General features: G+C 66.0%; 15 protein-coding genes. 5 read left to right on the top strand and 10 right to left on the bottom strand.

The features are described 5' to 3' along the window. Positions 1–4: 4 nt before the first annotated feature. Positions 5–1,096 carry a fatty acid desaturase family protein gene (locus tag IB274_RS20380; RefSeq protein ID WP_412548440.1) on the bottom strand — a complete coding sequence of 364 codons (1,092 nt, stop codon included), beginning with the start codon at positions 1,094–1,096 and terminating at the stop codon, positions 5–7. A gap of 11 nt (positions 1,097–1,107) precedes the next feature. Next, on the bottom strand, positions 1,108–2,208 hold the full coding sequence (locus IB274_RS20375; protein ID WP_192434196.1) for a ferredoxin reductase: 1,101 nt from the start codon (positions 2,206–2,208) through the stop codon (positions 1,108–1,110). A 154-nt stretch (positions 2,209–2,362) separates the two neighbouring features. Here IB274_RS20375 and IB274_RS20370 point away from each other — a divergent pair, with 154 nt between their 5' ends. The 5 genes from IB274_RS20370 to IB274_RS20350 all read left to right on the top strand — a co-directional run bounded on the left by IB274_RS20370 (position 2,363) and on the right by IB274_RS20350 (position 5,602). Further along, on the top strand, positions 2,363–2,998 hold the full coding sequence (locus IB274_RS20370) for a TetR family transcriptional regulator (protein WP_192434195.1): 636 nt from the start codon (positions 2,363–2,365) through the stop codon (positions 2,996–2,998). A 182-nt stretch (positions 2,999–3,180) separates the two neighbouring features. Continuing rightward, the gene (gene ureE / locus IB274_RS20365) at positions 3,181–3,681 is read left to right on the top strand and encodes an urease accessory protein UreE (RefSeq protein WP_192434193.1); all 501 of its coding nucleotides are present in this window, start codon (positions 3,181–3,183) and stop codon (positions 3,679–3,681) included. Further along, positions 3,678–4,346 (top strand): urease accessory protein UreF, encoded by a 669-nt coding sequence (locus tag IB274_RS20360; protein ID WP_192434191.1) that lies wholly within the window; start codon positions 3,678–3,680, stop codon positions 4,344–4,346. The genes ureE and IB274_RS20360 overlap by 4 nt, the downstream gene beginning before the upstream one ends. 10 nt (positions 4,347–4,356) lie before the next feature. Further along, entirely contained in the window at positions 4,357–4,971 is a 615-nt protein-coding gene (ureG, locus tag IB274_RS20355; RefSeq protein WP_192434189.1) for an urease accessory protein UreG, read from the top strand. Positions 4,972–5,029: 58 nt separating this feature from the next. Continuing rightward, complete coding sequence (locus IB274_RS20350; RefSeq protein WP_192434187.1) at positions 5,030–5,602, top strand: HupE/UreJ family protein; 573 nt, start codon at positions 5,030–5,032, stop codon at positions 5,600–5,602. 261 nt (positions 5,603–5,863) lie between these two features. Here IB274_RS20350 and IB274_RS20345 read toward each other — a convergent pair whose 3' ends face one another. The 8 genes from IB274_RS20345 to IB274_RS20310 all read right to left on the bottom strand — a co-directional run bounded on the left by IB274_RS20345 (position 5,864) and on the right by IB274_RS20310 (position 15,088). Beyond that, a complete protein-coding gene (locus IB274_RS20345) occupies positions 5,864–6,628 on the bottom strand; it encodes an SDR family oxidoreductase (RefSeq protein ID WP_192434185.1) in 765 nt (254 codons plus the stop codon). Positions 6,629–7,137: 509 nt separating this feature from the next. After that, positions 7,138–8,067 carry an ornithine cyclodeaminase family protein gene (locus IB274_RS20340; protein ID WP_192434183.1) on the bottom strand — a complete coding sequence of 310 codons (930 nt, stop codon included), beginning with the start codon at positions 8,065–8,067 and terminating at the stop codon, positions 7,138–7,140. Positions 8,068–8,307: 240 nt separating this feature from the next. Next, positions 8,308–9,024 carry an ABC transporter ATP-binding protein gene (locus tag IB274_RS20335; RefSeq protein WP_192434181.1) on the bottom strand — a complete coding sequence of 239 codons (717 nt, stop codon included), beginning with the start codon at positions 9,022–9,024 and terminating at the stop codon, positions 8,308–8,310. Then, the gene (locus IB274_RS20330) at positions 9,021–9,896 is read right to left on the bottom strand and encodes an ABC transporter ATP-binding protein (RefSeq protein ID WP_138524199.1); all 876 of its coding nucleotides are present in this window, start codon (positions 9,894–9,896) and stop codon (positions 9,021–9,023) included. Before IB274_RS20330 ends, IB274_RS20335 begins: the two co-directional genes overlap by 4 nt. After that, the gene (gene livM, locus IB274_RS20325; RefSeq protein ID WP_192434179.1) at positions 9,893–11,194 is read right to left on the bottom strand and encodes a high-affinity branched-chain amino acid ABC transporter permease LivM; all 1,302 of its coding nucleotides are present in this window, start codon (positions 11,192–11,194) and stop codon (positions 9,893–9,895) included. The genes IB274_RS20330 and livM overlap by 4 nt, the downstream gene beginning before the upstream one ends. A 5-nt stretch (positions 11,195–11,199) precedes the next feature. After that, the gene (locus tag IB274_RS20320) at positions 11,200–12,114 is read right to left on the bottom strand and encodes an ABC transporter permease subunit (protein WP_192434177.1); all 915 of its coding nucleotides are present in this window, start codon (positions 12,112–12,114) and stop codon (positions 11,200–11,202) included. Positions 12,115–12,248: 134 nt separating this feature from the next. Next, entirely contained in the window at positions 12,249–13,385 is a 1,137-nt protein-coding gene (locus IB274_RS20315) for a branched-chain amino acid ABC transporter substrate-binding protein (RefSeq protein WP_192434176.1), read from the bottom strand. 419 nt (positions 13,386–13,804) lie between these two features. Further along, positions 13,805–15,088 carry an NAD(P)/FAD-dependent oxidoreductase gene (locus IB274_RS20310; protein ID WP_192434174.1) on the bottom strand — a complete coding sequence of 428 codons (1,284 nt, stop codon included), beginning with the start codon at positions 15,086–15,088 and terminating at the stop codon, positions 13,805–13,807. Between the last annotated feature and the right edge of the window lie 64 nt (positions 15,089–15,152).

Below are 15,152 nucleotides of genomic sequence, written 5' to 3'. Positions count from 1 at the left end.
CGCCTCAGGCACTGGCTGGCAGTGCCGGCATCGTTGGCTTGCGGTATACCCAGATGCGCTTGAGCACCGTGGCGAACTGCGCCGACAGGCGGCCGCTGTTGTAGGTCTGGCCGTAGCGCGCGGCAATCGCCTGCACTTCCTTCGACAGCTGCGCATAGCGGCGCGCCGGCAGGTCCGGATAGAGGTGGTGCTCGATCTGGTGGCTGAGGTTGCCGGTGAGGATGTGGAACAGCGGGCCGCCTTCCAGGTTGCTCGACCCGCGCAGCTGGCGCAGGTACCAGTGGCCGCGCGTCTCGCCCTGCACTACTTCGGGCGGGAAGACCGCCGCCTTCTCGGTGAAGTGGCCGCAGAAGATCACGGTGAAGGTCCACAGATTGCGCATCAGATTGGCGATGACGTTGCCCAGCAGCACCGCGCCAAATGCGCCGGTGAACAGGCCCAGCAGCGGGAACACCAGGTAATCCTTAATCCACTGGCGCCCGACCTTGGCGTTGAACTGGCGCAGCAGCGGGCGCAGTTCTTCCTTGCTCATCCGCCCCTTCACGTACTTGTCCAGGCGCAGGTGCTGCACCGCCACGGCGTACTGGAACAGCAGCGCCTGGAGGGTCACCCAGAGGGGCTGCCAGCGGTAGAACGGCTTCCACTTCTGCTCAGGAAACAGTCGCACCACGCCATAGCCGACGTCGTCGTCCATGCCCAGCACGTTGGTGTAGGTGTGGTGCACGTGGTTGTGCGTGTGCCGCCAGAAGTCCGAGGGGCCGACGATGTCCCACTCGTAGCTGCGCCCGGAAAATTCCGGATCGTTCATCCAGTCGTACTGGCCATGCATGACATTGTGGCCCAGCTCCATGTTCTCCAGAATCTTGCCCAGCCCAAGCAGGAAGGTGCCCAGCAGCCAGGTCGGCGGGAACCAGCCGGCCATCAGCAGCACGCGGCCGCTCCAGCAACAGAAGCGCACCGCCGCGCGGATGCGGCGGATGTAGCGGGCGTCTTTCTCGCCCAGGTCATGCAGGGTGCGCTGGCGCAGGGCGTCCAGCTCGGCACCGAAGGCCGCCAGTTCGGCGGCGCTGAGGTCGCGATCTTCGCGCATGGACATTCTCCTGAAGATCAGAGATCGACGGTCAAGTCGCCCTGGGGCGCGCTGACGCAGATACGGATGGGCTGGCCCGGTTCGCTGAACAGCTCGCCGCTGCGCAGGTCGCGCACGCAGCCACTGACTAGCGTGCAGGTGCAACGGGTGCAGACGCCCTGGCGGCAGCCGTGCACTGGGCGCAGTCCATTGGCTTCGGCCTGCTCCAGCAGACTGCGGCGGCTGTCACCGGCCACCTGAAGCGCGCTACGAGCGAAGCGCAGACTCACGGCCTTTGCAGGCTCGCGGTCGTCCCAGATCGGCGGACTGAAGCTTTCCACCTGCAGGCTGCGGCTGCTCGCGCCCAGTGCCTCGCGCACGGTTTCGACGAAACCACCGGGGCCGCAGGCGAGCACATGACGGCCATCCAGATCGGCCACGTGAGCGCGCTGGAAGCGCCCGGACAACTCGCCGTCCAGCGCGGCATCGCCGCTCAGCGCCCAGCGCAGTTCGAGATTCGGGTATTGCCGCGCCAGCGCCTGAAGCCCGTCGACGAAGGCCTTCTGGCCGTGCTGGCGGATGTAGTGCAGCAGTGTCACCGGGCCGCTGTAGCCGCGCGCCAGCGCCTCGCGCAGCAGGCCGAGCAAGGGCGTCAGGCCACTGCCCGCGGCCAGCAGCAGAACGCCCTGCTCGTCAGTCGGCCAGCTCAGGTCGCCGTCGGGCTCGCCCAGCTCCAGCACGTCACCGACGCACAATTGCTGCAACAGGAAGGTAGATATGCGCCCGCCCGGCTGAAGCTTCACGGCGAACTCCAGGCAGCCGTCCTCAGCGACGCGGGTCAGGCTGTAGCTGCGGCTGTGGCGCACACCGTCGCGCTCGACGAACAGCTGCAGGTGCTGGCCAGGCTGCGCGCCGTGCCAGTGCGCGTTGGGGCGCAGGCGCAGTTCGAGCATGTCGTCGGCCACCCACTGCCGCGCCTCGACCCGCGCAAACACGCGGCGCAGCGACCAGCCACGGTTGCCGGCGCGCAGTACGGCATCGACATCCGACTCGCGCAGCCACTGACCGCGCACCAGGGCGCGCAGCGGTGACAACAGCGGCGAGATGTAGCGCAGGCCGGCAAAGGGAAGCAGGGACATGGACACGCACCGAACAGTAAACATATGTTCACTTAAAATCTCATGGGCAGGAGTTTTCAGTCAACATTCGTTCACTATTTGCCGTAGGAACTTCCCCCGCGCCGACCGGCTTTTGCTAGAGTGCCTGCGCCTTTGCCCTGGATAGCACTGCCGTATGGCCACTCCCCGCGCCGAACAGAAACAACAGACCCGCCTGGCCCTGATGGAGGCCGCGCGCAGCCTGATGGACAGCGGCCGCGGTTTCGGCAGCCTGAGCCTGCGGGAAGTGGCGAAGACGGCAGGCATAGTTCCGGCGGGTTTCTACCGGCACTTCGCCGACATGGACCAACTCGGCCTTGCCCTGGTCGCCGACGTTGACGAGACCTTCCGCGAGACCCTGCGCGTGGTGCGTCGCAACGAGTTCGAGCTGGGCGGCGTGATCGAGGCCTCGGTGCGCATCTTCCTCGACGCCGTCACCGCCAACCGCACCCAGTTCCTCTTCCTCGCCCGCGAGCAATACGGCGGCTCGCACCCGATCCGCCATGCTGTCGGCGAGTTGCGTCAACGCATCACCGACGACCTTGCCGCAGACCTTGTGTTGCTCAACAAGCTGCCACACCTCACCGCCCAGGACATCGACGTGATCGCCGACCTGGTGGTGAAGACCGTCTTCGCCACCCTCCCCGAGCTGATCGACCCGCCGGCCGACAGCCTGCCGACGCACCTGTCGCCTCAGGCCAAGATCACCCAGCAACTGCGCTTCATCATGATCGGCGCCAAGCACTGGACCGGGATCGGCTCGCGCCCCTGACGGCGCCCTACGCAATGAAGCGCCCCACCTTGGTGCGCACCGTTTTCGTGCGCACCATCCTTGCGCGCACGCACCATTGCTGACCGTTCGGACAAGGGCTGCAGCCCGCGCCAGCACTGACGCGCCCCCGCACTGGCAAGCCCCTTGCTGTAGCACCGTCATTGCTACTGCCGGACGCTGCCATGCTGGTCATCCACCAACGAATCGAACCCCGCGAACACTGGGACGCCGAGCTGCGCCTGAATTTCGAGGCACGCAGCAAGAGCCGCCTGCGCTGCTTCACCAGCACCGGTGAAGACGTCGGCCTTTTCCTCGAACGCGGCCAGTCGCCGCTCATCGATGGTGAATGCCTGCTCGCCAACGACGGACGCATCGTGCGCGTCTGCGCTGCGCCGGAAAAGCTGCTCCACGTCACCTGCGCCAGCGCCCGCGAACTGAATCGGGCGGCCTACCACCTGGGCAATCGTCACGTCGCCCTGCAGGTCGGTGACGGCTGGCTGCGGCTGCTCGACGACTACGTGCTCAAGGCCATGCTCGACCAGCTCGGCGCCACGGTGGAGGCCATCGAAGCGCCCTTCCAGCCGGAGCACGGCGCCTACGGCGGCGGCCATCACAACTCGCACCACGGCGAAGAGGAATTCAACTACGCGCCGAAACTGCACCAGTTCGGAGTGCGCCGGTGAGCGCCATCTGGTCACTGCTGCGCCTGGCCAGCCCACAGCTTCCCATCGGCGGCTACAGCTATTCCCAGGGCCTGGAGAGCGCCATCGACCAGCGCCAGGTGAAGGATGCCGACGGCGCCCGCACCTGGCTCGCCGATCAGTTGCACCTGAACCTCGCTCGCTTCGAGGGCCCGCTGCTGGCCGAGCTGCTGCGTGCCGCACAGAACGCTGACTGGGACGCCCTGCGCGACGCTGCCGAGCGTCATCGCGCCAGCCGCGAAACCCGTGAGCTGGGCCTGGAGAACCGGCAGATGGGGTTCTCCCTCGGCCAGTTGCTCGAAGCCCTGCCCGAGCTGGACGAGCCCGCCCGCCAGTGGCTCGCCGAGCAACACGAACCCTCCTTCGCCGCCGCCTGGGCGCTGGCCGCCCGCGCCTGGGGGCTCTCCCCGGAGCAGGCACTCGGCGCCTGGCTGTGGAGCTGGCTGGAGAACCAGCTGGCGGTGCTGATGAAGACCCTGCCGCTGGGCCAGATGGCTGCGCAGAAGCTCACCTCGCAACTGCTCCCCGACCTCGACGCCGCCTGCCGGGCCGCGCTGGAAAACGATCCCCACGGCGGCGCGCCCTTCGGGCTCGCGCTGGCCTGCATGACCCACGAAACCCAATACAGCCGTCTGTTCCGCTCCTAGGAGAACTGCCATGAACTCTCAACCTCTTCGCGTCGGCATCGGCGGCCCGGTGGGCTCCGGCAAGACCGCCCTGACCCTGGCGCTGTGCCGCGCCCTGCGCCAGCGCTACAACATCGCCGTGGTTACCAACGACATCTATACCCAGGAGGACGCGCAGTTCCTGGTGCGCAACGAGGCGCTGGAGCCGGAGCGGATCATCGGCGTGGAAACCGGCGGCTGCCCGCACACGGCGATCCGCGAGGACGCCTCGATCAACCTCGAAGCCGTGGACCAGCTCAACCGCCGCTTTCCTGGCCTCGACCTGATCCTGGTGGAGTCCGGGGGCGACAATCTCTCGGCCACCTTCAGCCCCGAGCTATCGGACCTGACCCTCTACGTGATCGACGTGTCCGCCGGCGACAAGATTCCGCGCAAGGGCGGGCCGGGCATCTGCAAGTCCGACCTGCTGGTGATCAACAAGATCGACCTTGCCCCGCTGGTGGGCGCCTCGCTGGAAGTGATGGACCAGGACGCCACGCGCATGCGCGGCGACAAGCCCTTCGTCTTCAGCAACCAGAAGACCGGCCAGGGCCTGACCGAGATCATCACCTTCATCGAGCGCCAGGGCCTGCTGACCGCAGCCTGATGTGTTCTTCGCGGCCGCGGACGCCGGCCGACCCACGACAATCACCAGGGAGTCTTCCATGCAACTGCGCAAAGCCATCTACAGCCTGGCGCTGTTCCTCACCCCGGCCGTGGCCTTCGCCCACCCGGGCCACGGCGACCACGGCCTGATCGCCGGCATCGCCCACCCCGTCACCGGCCTCGACCACCTGCTGGCGATGTTCGCCGTAGGACTCTGGGCCGCGCAGCAGAAAGGCGCCTCGCGGCTGGCGCTGCCGTGCACCTTCGTCGTGACCATGCTGATCGGCGGGCTGCTGGGCTTCGAGGGGCTGGAGATACCGTTCATGGAGACCGGCATTGCCGCTTCCGTGCTGGCGCTGGGGCTGTGCGTTGCACTGGCGGTGCGCCCGCCGCTGTTTCTCGCAATGGGCGCGACCGCACTGTTCGCCCTGGCCCATGGCGTGGCCCACGGCCTGGAACTGCCGGACCTGAGCAGCCCGTGGCTGTATGCCACCGGCTTCGTCGGCGCAACCGCCGCACTGCATGCAGCGGGTTACGGGATCGTTCGCCTGCTGCCGCAGGCGGCGGCGCCGCTGGTGCGCTTCGCCGGCCTGGCTTCGGCAGGCGCCGGCGCCTGGTTGCTCGCGGGCTGACCTGCTCACTTCTACAAGATCAACAGCCCTCACCCTAACCCTCTCCCGCAAACGGGAGAGGGGCTCGTTCGGCGCGAGTTGAAGCCTCGGCGTCAGCCGGTACGGACGGCTCCTCTCCCAGAGGGAGAGAAGTCAGTTTGGTGCAGGATGAAGCCTCGATGTCAGCCGGCTCGGACCGCCCCTCTCCCTCTGGGAGAGGGCTGGGGTGAGGGAGAAGTCCCGGCACGCCCCCCCGGAGTACGACGGTTAGCCCACCGCACATCACCCCTTGCGATGCACCGCAAACCCTGCCCACGCCTGGCTCACCGGCATGATCTCCAGGGTGTTGATGTTGATGTGCGGCGGCTGGTTCAGGATCCAGTGGATGGTCTCGGCGATGTCGGCGGATTGGATCGGCTCAGCGCCGGCGTAGGTCTTGTCGTACTTCGCCTGGTCACCGCCGAAGCGCACCAGGGAGAACTCGCTCTCGCACATGCCCGGCTCGAGGTTGGTAACGCGTACGCCAGTGCCCTGCAGATCGCAGCGCAGGTTCAGCGAGAACTGTTCGACGAAGGCCTTGGTCGCGCCATACACGTGGCCGCCAGGATAGGGCCAGTGACCAGCCACCGAACCCAGGTTGAGGATGCTTGCGCCCGGGCCGTGGGCGATCAGGCGCGGCAGCAGCAGGCGGGTGGCGTACATCAGACCCTTGATGTTGGTGTCCACCATGGTGTCCCAGTCATCCAGCTCGCAGTTCTGCGCAGGGTCGGTACCCAGGGCGAGGCCGGCGTTGTTGATCAGGCCACGCAGCTTGGCGAACCTCTCCGGCAGGCCGTCCACGGCGGCGGTCATCGCCGCACGGTCGCGCACGTCCAGCACCAGCGGCAGCACATCGGTCTCCTCGGAAAGCTCCTGGGCCAATGCGTTCAGGCGTTCCTCGCGGCGGCCGGTGATCACCAGCGACCAGCCGTCACGGGCAAAACGCCGCGCACAGGCTTCGCCGAAACCGGAGGTGGCACCGGTAATGAACAGAGTGGGTGTGGTCATCACTGAAATCCTCATGCTGGGCACTGCCGTCGCCGATACATGCCGGGGACTGGTGCGGTGCGCGTTCTTGTCGGTCGGCCGAGCATAACAGCCCGAACCCGCCGCGTTGCGTTACAGCCATGCTGGATAAAACCCGCACAGCCACTTGAAAGCCCCATGGCTACGGGGCTGGAGCGAGTTGCACCCACCTTGTCCACAGGCTGCTCCACGGATTCTGTGGGCAAGCAGAACCGGGGTTTTCCCTGAGCGTTTTTCGAGCGCCCCGCCGCAAGCCCCGCCGCCGCTGCGCTGGAGAAGTTCTTCCCAAGGTTATCCACAGATATTTCAACGGCTGGCGGGGACAACTATCGGAGGCGCGGAACTTTTGCGCTAAGCCGTACCTGTCCATCCATACAGGAGTTGCGGGGCGACCGAACAGAAATCGACCGCCGCGGGCGGCGCCTGCGGCCACGGGGCCTGGGGAAGTTCTCCCAGACGTTATCCACAGGCCCGCCCACAGATTTTCTGGATTAATTCACGGCAAGCAGCAGGCGCGCGGCGATCAGGTCTTCCAGTGCATATCCCACGGACTTGAACAGGGTGATCTCGCTGTCGTCCTTGCGTGCACCGCGACCGTTCAGGAGGTCGGCCAGTTGGCAATCGATCGCGCGCTCATCGATCACGCCTTCATCCATGGGAATCAGCAGGTCGCCCGCCTCTTCCAGCGCACCCTCGCGGGTATCGACCACGATGCGCGCACGGCGCACGGCTTCGCTGTCGGTCTCGCGCATGCTCGGCAGAAAGGCGCCGACCAGGTCGAGGTGGCAGCCCGAGCGCAGCCAGGCACCATGGACGATGGGTTCGCGCGAGGTGGTGACACAGCTGATGCAGTCCGCTGCCGCCACGCCGCCGCGCAGATCGACGCAGGCATGGACGGGATAGCCTTCGTCCTGCAACTGCTTCACCAGCGCATGCACCTTGTCTTCCTGGCGCCCCCAGAGTGCGATGTCCTCGTATTCGCGCACCGAGCAGTGGGCGCGGACCATGTGCGGCGCCAGGGTGCCGCTGCCGACCACTAGCAGCCGGCGCGCATCGCGGCGCACCAGGTAATCGGCGGCCAGTGCGGAGGTGCAGGCGGTGCGCCGGGCGGTCATTTCCGAGGCTTCGAGCATGGCCAACGGACGGCCGGTTTCGCCGTCGAACAGGCAGAACAGGGCGGCCACCGCCGGCAGGCTCTTCGCGCCGTTGTCGGGGAACACGGTAACCAGCTTCACGCCGATATCCTGCCCCGGCCGCCACACCGGCATGGTCAGCAGCGAGGCGTTGGCGGGCAATTCATGGCAGGCGCGCACCGGGGCTTCGCAGGCTCCGGCAAGGCCGATGCGCAGGGCTTCGATCAGTTGGGGATAACTCAGGCGTTCGGCGACGTCGGCGTTGGTGAGGAAGCGGAGGTCTTGCATGGAAACCCCTCTTGAAGAGAACGCTGGGTAGTCCGCTCCCAAGATCAGGAACCCCTCACCCTAACCCTCTCCCGCAAGCGGGAGAGGGGACCATTCGGAGCAGGATGAAACTATGGCGTCAGCCGGCACGATCTGCCCCCTCTCCCTCCGGAGCGGGGCGCGCAGCCAGGGTTGGGGTGAGGGCAGGACGCGGCACCGGTTTTCCATAGAACGACAAATACCGCTACGTAAGGTGATGGGTCAGTGCCCGCCCAGATACGCGTTGCGAACCTCCTGGTTGCCCAGCAGCTCGGCGCCGGTGCCGCTCAGGCGTATCTCGCCGTTGACCATCACGTAGCCACGGTCGGACAGCTTCAGCGCGTGGTTGGCGTTCTGCTCGACGAGGAACAGCGTCATCCCGCTCTGCGCCAGCTCGCGCAGGGTCTGGAAGATCTGCTTGACCACAATGGGTGCCAGGCCCAGCGAGGGTTCGTCGAGCAGCAGCAGCTTGGGCCGGCTCATCAGCGCGCGAGCGATGGCGAGCATCTGCTGCTCACCGCCGGACATGGTCATGGCGCGCTGGTTGCGCCGCTCCTTCAGGCGCGGGAAGAGGTCGAACATGCGCTGCATGTCCTCCTGCGCATGCTCCATGCCGACGGGGATGGTGCCCATCAGCAGGTTCTCCTCCACGGTCATGTCGGGGAACACCCGGCGCCCTTCCGGCGACTGCGCGATGCCGTTGGAGGCCACGTAGTGCGCGGACTTGTGGCGGATGTCCTGGCCTTTGTAGAGGATCGCGCCGCCGGTCGCGCGCGGCTGGCCGAAGATCGACATCAGCAGCGTCGACTTGCCCGCGCCGTTGGCGCCGATCAACGCCACGGTCTCCCCTTCGTTGACCGTCAGCGAGACTTTCTTCAGCGCCTGGATCGGCCCGTAGAACACATCGACCTCACGGAATTCCAACATCGGCGCCGTCATGCCAACTCCTCTTCGTCTGCGCCGAGATAGGCGGCGATCACTTTCTCGTTGTGGCGGATTTCGTCCGGCGCGCCACGGGCAATGACCACGCCGTGGTCGAGCACGATGATGTGGTCGGAGATGTTCATCACCATGCCCATGTCGTGTTCGATCAGCAGCACGGTGATGCCGTGGTGGTCGCGCAGGTAGCGCACGATGCGCGCCAGCGCCTGGGTTTCGGCCGGGTTGAGGCCGGCGGCAGGTTCGTCGAGGCAGATCAGCTCGGGCCGGGTGCACATGGCGCGGGCGATCTCCAGGCGGCGCTGCTGCCCGTAGGACATCTCGCCGGCCAGGCGGTTGGCGCAGTCCACCAGGTCCACCACTTCCAGCCAGTAGAAGGCGTGGTCCAGCGCCTCGCTTTCCGCACGGCGGTAGCCGGGGGTGTTGAGCACGCCGGCGATGAGGTTGCGGTTGACGAACATGTGCTGGGCCACCAGCAGGTTCTCCACTACCGACATCTCGCGGAACAGCCGGATGTTCTGGAAGGTGCGCGCAAGGCCCGCGCGGTTCACCAGGTGGGTGCCGCCGAACATCTTGTAGTAGAGGCGGTTGCCGAACTGCGCCGGGTTGACGAAGTCGCCGCCCTGGAACGGCTGGCCGAGCACCTTGATGACATCGGTGGTGCCACCCTGGGTGTTGAGCAGGATGTTGCCGCCGGTGGCCTTGTAGAAGCCGGTGAGGCAGTTGAACACCGTCGTCTTGCCGGCGCCGTTGGGGCCGATCAGCGCGGTGATGGAACCGCGCTCCACGTCGAGGTTGACGTCATTGAGCGCCTTGATGCCGCCGAAGTGCATCATCAGGTGCTCGACGCTGAGGATCTTGTCACCGCTCATGGCGCCACCCCCTTGCGGACGGCGAAGCCCGAGCGACTGATGCGGATCAGCCCGCGCGGACGCCAGATCATCATCAGCACCATGAGGATGCCGAACAGCAGCACGCGGTAGTCGGCGAAGCTGCGCAGCAGTTCCGGCGCCACGGTGAGGACGAAGGCGGCGATCACCACACCCACCGTCGAACCCATGCCGCCCAGCACCACGATGGCGAGGATCAGTGCCGACTCGAAGAAGGTGAAGGACGACGGGTTGACGAAGCCCTGGTAGCTGGCGAAGAACACCCCGGCCAGGCCCGCGGTAGAGGCGCCGAGCATGAACGCCGAGAGCTTCACCAGCACGTGGTTCAGGCCCATGGCGCGGCAGGCGATCTCGTCCTCGCGCAGCGCTTCCCAGGCGCGGCCGACCGGCATGCGGGTCAGCCGGTGCTTGATGTAGAGCACCAGCAGCACCACCAGGAAGAGCACCACGTAGATGAACAGGAACTTGAAGTTCTGGTTGTAATCGATGCCGAGGAATTCGTGGATCGGCGTGCCGCCCTCTTTCGCCCGGCGACCGAACTCGAGGCCGAAGAAGGTCGGCGACGGCACCGGCATGCCGTTCGGGCCGCCGGTGAAGGACAGCCAGTTGTTGAGGATCAGACGGATGATCTCGCCGAACCCCAGGGTCACGATGGCCAGGTAGTCACCGTGCATTCGCAGCACCGGGAAGCCCAATAGCGCCCCCGCCAGCGCGGCGACGATGGCCGCCAGCGGCAGCACCGTCCAGAAGCCCAGGCCCAGGTACTGGTAGCCCAGCGCGAGGCCATAGGCGCCGATGGCGTAGAAGGCCACGTAGCCCAGGTCGAGCAGGCCGGCGAGGCCGACCACGATGTTCAGGCCCAGGCCCAGCAGCACGTAGATCAACCCGAGGATGATCACCGTGAGCAGGTACTTGCTGGCGAAGAACGGGAAGATCACCGCGGCGAGGATCACCAGCGGGACTATCCAGCGCAGGCGCGTCTTGTAGCCCGGCGGCAGCACGCTGATGCCCGAGTCGGAGGTCTCGAAGCGGTCCATCACGCGGGAGCCGGCAGGGGTCTGCAGGAACAGGCTGAGCAGCAGCCGGCCGAGCATCACCGCGCCGATCATCCAGGCGAGACGGACCGGCTCGACCTTGAAGCTGTAGCCATCGAGCACGATGCCGACGATGGGGCCGAACACGATCAGGGCGATGAGCCCGGCGAGCACGGTGTCGACGAGGCTCTTCTTGATATCGATGCGCGCCGCCTTGGGCGCGGCTGAGGTCTGGGTCGCGGACATCATGCTTACACCTTCGATACCTGGGGACGCCCCAGGAGCCCTTGCGGACGGAAGATCAGGATGGTCACCAGCAGGCCGAAGGCGAACACGTCCTTGAAGTCGGTGTTCACCATGCCCGAGAACTGCGCCTCGGCCACGCCCAGGATCAGCCCGCCGAGCATGGCGCCGGGCAGCGAGCCGATGCCGCCGAGCACTGCGGCGGTGAACGCCTTGATGCCGATGATGAAGCCCGCGTAGAAGTCGAAGGTGCCGTAGTTCATGGTGATCAGTACGCCGGCCAGCGCGGCCATGGCGGCGCCGATGATGAACACGTAGGAGATCACCCGGTCGGTGTTGATCCCCAGGATCGAGGCCATCTTGCGGTCCTGCTGGGTCGCGCGGCACATGCGCCCGAGCTTGGTGTACTGGATCACGTAGGTGAGCACCGCCATGCCGACGAAGGCGGCGATGAGGATGAACACCTTGGTGTAGGTCAGTTGCACGAAGCCTTCGCCGATGTGGAATTTGAACGCGCCGTCGAGCAGGGTCGGCACGCCTTGCTGGCGCGGGCCCTGGGCCAGTTGCACGTAGTTCTGCAGGATCAGCGACATGCCGATGGCGGAGATCAGCGGAGCCAGGCGCGTGGAGTTGCGCAGCGGCTTGTAGGCGATGCGCTCGATCACCCAGCCATAGATGCCGGTGACGAAGATGGTGAAGACCAGCGTGCCGAGGATCAGCAGCGGGAACGACTGCAGGCCGAAGAAGGCCAGCAGCGCAAGGCCCACGGCGGAGAGGTAGGCGGAGATCATGTACACCTCGCCGTGGGCGAAGTTGATCATGCCGATGATGCCGTAGACCATCGTGTAGCCGATGGCGATCAGGCCGTAGACCGACCCCAGGGTCAGCCCGTTGATCATTTGCTGGAGGAAGATACCGTCCACGATTGAGTACTCGCGCAAGCTGGGCAGGAAAGGCGGACGGCTCGCGCAATCACCGGCTCGTGACCAGCTGCGCGCGTTTCGTCGACCTGCGGGGAAGCCGGCGCCGCGGGTAGCGGCGCCGGCTGGTCAGGCGGTTACTTCTTGAACGCGTCGAGCTGGTGGTACTTGCCCTTGTCGTCCCACTCGTAGACCACGTAGTCGGAGACTTTCAGGTCGCCCTTCTTGTCCCACTCCTTCTTGCCCATCACGGTCTGCACCGGATTGGCCTTCAGCCAGGCGCTGGCCTTGGCCGGGTCGGTCTTGCCCGCGCCATTGAAGGCGGCGGCCAGGGCCTGTACCGAGGAGTAGGCGTAGAGGGTGTAACCCTCGGGCTCGAAGCCGTTGGCGCGGAATTTCTCCACCACGGCCTTGCCGTCCGGGATCAGGCGCGGGTCGGCGCCGAAGGTCATCAGCACGCCCTTGACGTATTGCGGGCCGCCAGCGGTGGTGACCAGTTCGTCGGTGACGATGCCGTCGTCGGACATGAACTTGGCGGTCAGGCCCTGCTCGCGCATCTGCCGTACCAGCGGGCCGGCTTCCGGGTGCAGGCCGCCGAAGTAGACGACTTCTGCGCCCGAGGCGCGGATCTTGGTGACCAGGGCATTGAAGTCCTTCTCGCCACGGGTCAGGCCTTCGTACAGCACTTCCTTCACGCCGCGCTTGTTCAGCTGCGCACGGGTGGCGTCCGCCAGGCCCTGGCCGTAGGTGTCCTTGTCGTGGATCACCGCGACCTTCTTGGCCTTCAGCACGTCGACGATGTAGTCGCCGGCGACCACGCCCTGCTGGTCATCACGGCCGCACATGCGGAACATGCCGGAGAGGCCGCGTTCGGTGACCTGCGGGTTGGTGGAGCCGGGGGTGATGGCGATGATGCCGGCCTCGTCGTAGACCTCCGAGGCGGGGATGGTGGAGGAGGAGCAGAAGTGGCCGACCACGGCGACCGCCTTGTCCTGATCCACCAGACGGTTGGCCACGGCCACGGCCTGTTTCGGTTCGCAGGCGTCGTCCGCCTTCACCAGTTTGATCTTCTCGCCATTGATACCACCGGCGGCGTTGATGTCTTCCGCGGCCTGGCTTGCCCCACGCCAGTACTGCTCACCGAACGAGGCGTTGGCCCCGGTATGCGGACCTGCGACCCCGATAACGACATCGGCCTGTACAACGGAAGACATGCCCAGTGCGGTGGTGACCGCCAGAGCCAGAAAGCCTTTTCTGAAAATCTTCTGCGACATGGAGTTTTGCTCCTGAGGGTTTTTGTAATGGCGCGTTGTATTTCTTGTTGGCGATTTCTCGTGTAGCGATTCAGCGACTTAGCGATCAATCAACAGCAAGCGGCGTGCCATTCGTTTTTGTTATTAACCAAGTCCTACAGCGAAAACAGCCCGAGCTGGCAGACATCAAGTGCTAGACACGTGCAACCCACTGAAAGAAGAAGGTGCAACCGAGAAGACAACAGGGTGCAACCTACCTTCCCGTGAACTAGCTTTTTCCAGCCACCACAGGCGCAACCCCAACCGTAACCATTGCTGTCACCGAACTGCACATCCGCGGTGCAGACCCGTCGGGGTAACGCACCATAAGAGGCTAGACCAAAGTGCAGCGAGCGTTGGTGGGTCAAACCGGGGCGGCCCTCGCCCCGCCTTGAGCAGCGTCAGATCACCACCCGCAGGCACTGCCCGGCGTGGTAGAGGGAGAAGCCGGCTTCGTACAGACAGCTACGCAAGCCCACGGCGGAGATTTCCTCCATGGGCCTGAGCGGCATCGGCAAGGCGCTGGCGTCGGCGTCCAGCAGGAAGTCGGCGAAGGCCTTGCCCACCACCGTGCCGGTGGTGACGCCACGACCGTTGTAGCCGCTCATGGCGACCAGCCCCGGCGCCGGCTCGAACAGGCGCATGAGGTGATCGGGAGTGAAGTCGATGCAGCCGGTCCAGGTGAATTCCCAGTCCACCTTGCCCAGCCGGGGGAAGTAGTGCTGCTGGATGCGGTCCGCCCAGCTCTTGAGGAACCACGCCGGCTTGCCCGTGCCCTTGCCGAGGCTGCCGAGCAGCAGGCGGCCGTCGGCGTCGCGGCGGATGCTGCTGAGCACCTGGCGGGTATCCCAGGAGCCCTGCCCGCCCGGCAGGATGCGCGCCGCTTCCGCGCCCTCCAGCGGGCGCGAGGCAACCTGATAGTAGTAACCGGGGAAGAAAGTGCGGCGCAGTTGCGTCCACTCGCCTTCGGTGTAGGCGCTGGAGGCGATCACCACCTTGTCGGCGGTCACCACGCCACCGGCGGTAATCACGTTCCACGCACTGCCCACGCGCACCAGGCCAACCACCGGGGAATGGTGGTACAGCTCACCCCCCAGGCCGACCACCGCGCGGGCCAGGCCGCTGACGTAGCCCATGGGGTTGAGGGTGCCGGCGCGGCGGTCAAGCAGCGCGCCGGCGATCCTGTCGGTGCCGCAGGCCTGCTCGCAATCAGTACCGGTGAGCAGTTCCACCGGCGCGCCACGGCGGCCCCATTGCTCGCAGCGGCTGCGCAGGTCAGCCAGGCCACGGGCGTTGTGCGCCATGTGCAGCGTGCCTTCGCGACGCGCCTGGCAATCGATGGAGTATTTGTCGATCAGGGAGAACACCAGCGACGGTGCGTTGCCGAGCATGCGGTTGACCCGCTGGCCGATCTCCGCGCCCATGCCCGCTTCGATCTCGTCCGGGGGAATCCACAGGCCGGCGTTGACCAGCCCGACGTTGCGCCCTGAGCCGCCATGCCCGGTGGTGTGGGCTTCCAGCACACAGACCTTCTGCCCGCGCTCCAGCAGGTGCAGCGCGGCGGACAGGCCCGTGAAGCCCGCGCCGATGACACACACGTCGACCTTGCGATCCCCGCGCAGCTCCGGGGCTTCCGGGCGGGCGGGAGTCAGGTGTTCCCACAGACACTCTTGGCGAAGCGACATCCAGCGATCCTTCTACGCGAACCTTTGTGAATGATTCTGTACTGCGTGTTTTTCATAGAGCGGA

The sequence above is a fragment of the Pseudomonas sp. PDM18 genome, assembly GCF_014852585.1.
Taxonomy (GTDB): Bacteria; Pseudomonadota; Gammaproteobacteria; order Pseudomonadales; family Pseudomonadaceae; genus Pseudomonas.
This window is presented reverse-complemented; position numbering and strand designations above follow the sequence as displayed.

Coding starts and splice junctions, on each gene's coding strand:
- IB274_RS20380 (WP_412548440.1), bottom strand. CDS start 1,096: ATGTCCATGCGCGAAGATCGCGACCTCAGCGCCGCCGAACTGGCGGCC.
- IB274_RS20375 (WP_192434196.1), bottom strand. CDS start 2,208: ATGTCCCTGCTTCCCTTTGCCGGCCTGCGCTACATCTCGCCGCTGTTG.
- IB274_RS20370 (WP_192434195.1), top strand. CDS start 2,363: ATGGCCACTCCCCGCGCCGAACAGAAACAACAGACCCGCCTGGCCCTG.
- ureE (WP_192434193.1), top strand. CDS start 3,181: ATGCTGGTCATCCACCAACGAATCGAACCCCGCGAACACTGGGACGCC.
- ureG (WP_192434189.1), top strand. CDS start 4,357: ATGAACTCTCAACCTCTTCGCGTCGGCATCGGCGGCCCGGTGGGCTCC.
- IB274_RS20350 (WP_192434187.1), top strand. CDS start 5,030: ATGCAACTGCGCAAAGCCATCTACAGCCTGGCGCTGTTCCTCACCCCG.
- IB274_RS20345 (WP_192434185.1), bottom strand. CDS start 6,628: ATGACCACACCCACTCTGTTCATTACCGGTGCCACCTCCGGTTTCGGC.
- IB274_RS20340 (WP_192434183.1), bottom strand. CDS start 8,067: ATGCAAGACCTCCGCTTCCTCACCAACGCCGACGTCGCCGAACGCCTG.
- IB274_RS20335 (WP_192434181.1), bottom strand. CDS start 9,024: ATGACGGCGCCGATGTTGGAATTCCGTGAGGTCGATGTGTTCTACGGG.
- IB274_RS20330 (WP_138524199.1), bottom strand. CDS start 9,896: ATGAGCGGTGACAAGATCCTCAGCGTCGAGCACCTGATGATGCACTTC.
- livM (WP_192434179.1), bottom strand. CDS start 11,194: ATGTCCGCGACCCAGACCTCAGCCGCGCCCAAGGCGGCGCGCATCGAT.
- IB274_RS20315 (WP_192434176.1), bottom strand. CDS start 13,385: ATGTCGCAGAAGATTTTCAGAAAAGGCTTTCTGGCTCTGGCGGTCACC.
- IB274_RS20310 (WP_192434174.1), bottom strand. CDS start 15,088: ATGTCGCTTCGCCAAGAGTGTCTGTGGGAACACCTGACTCCCGCCCGC.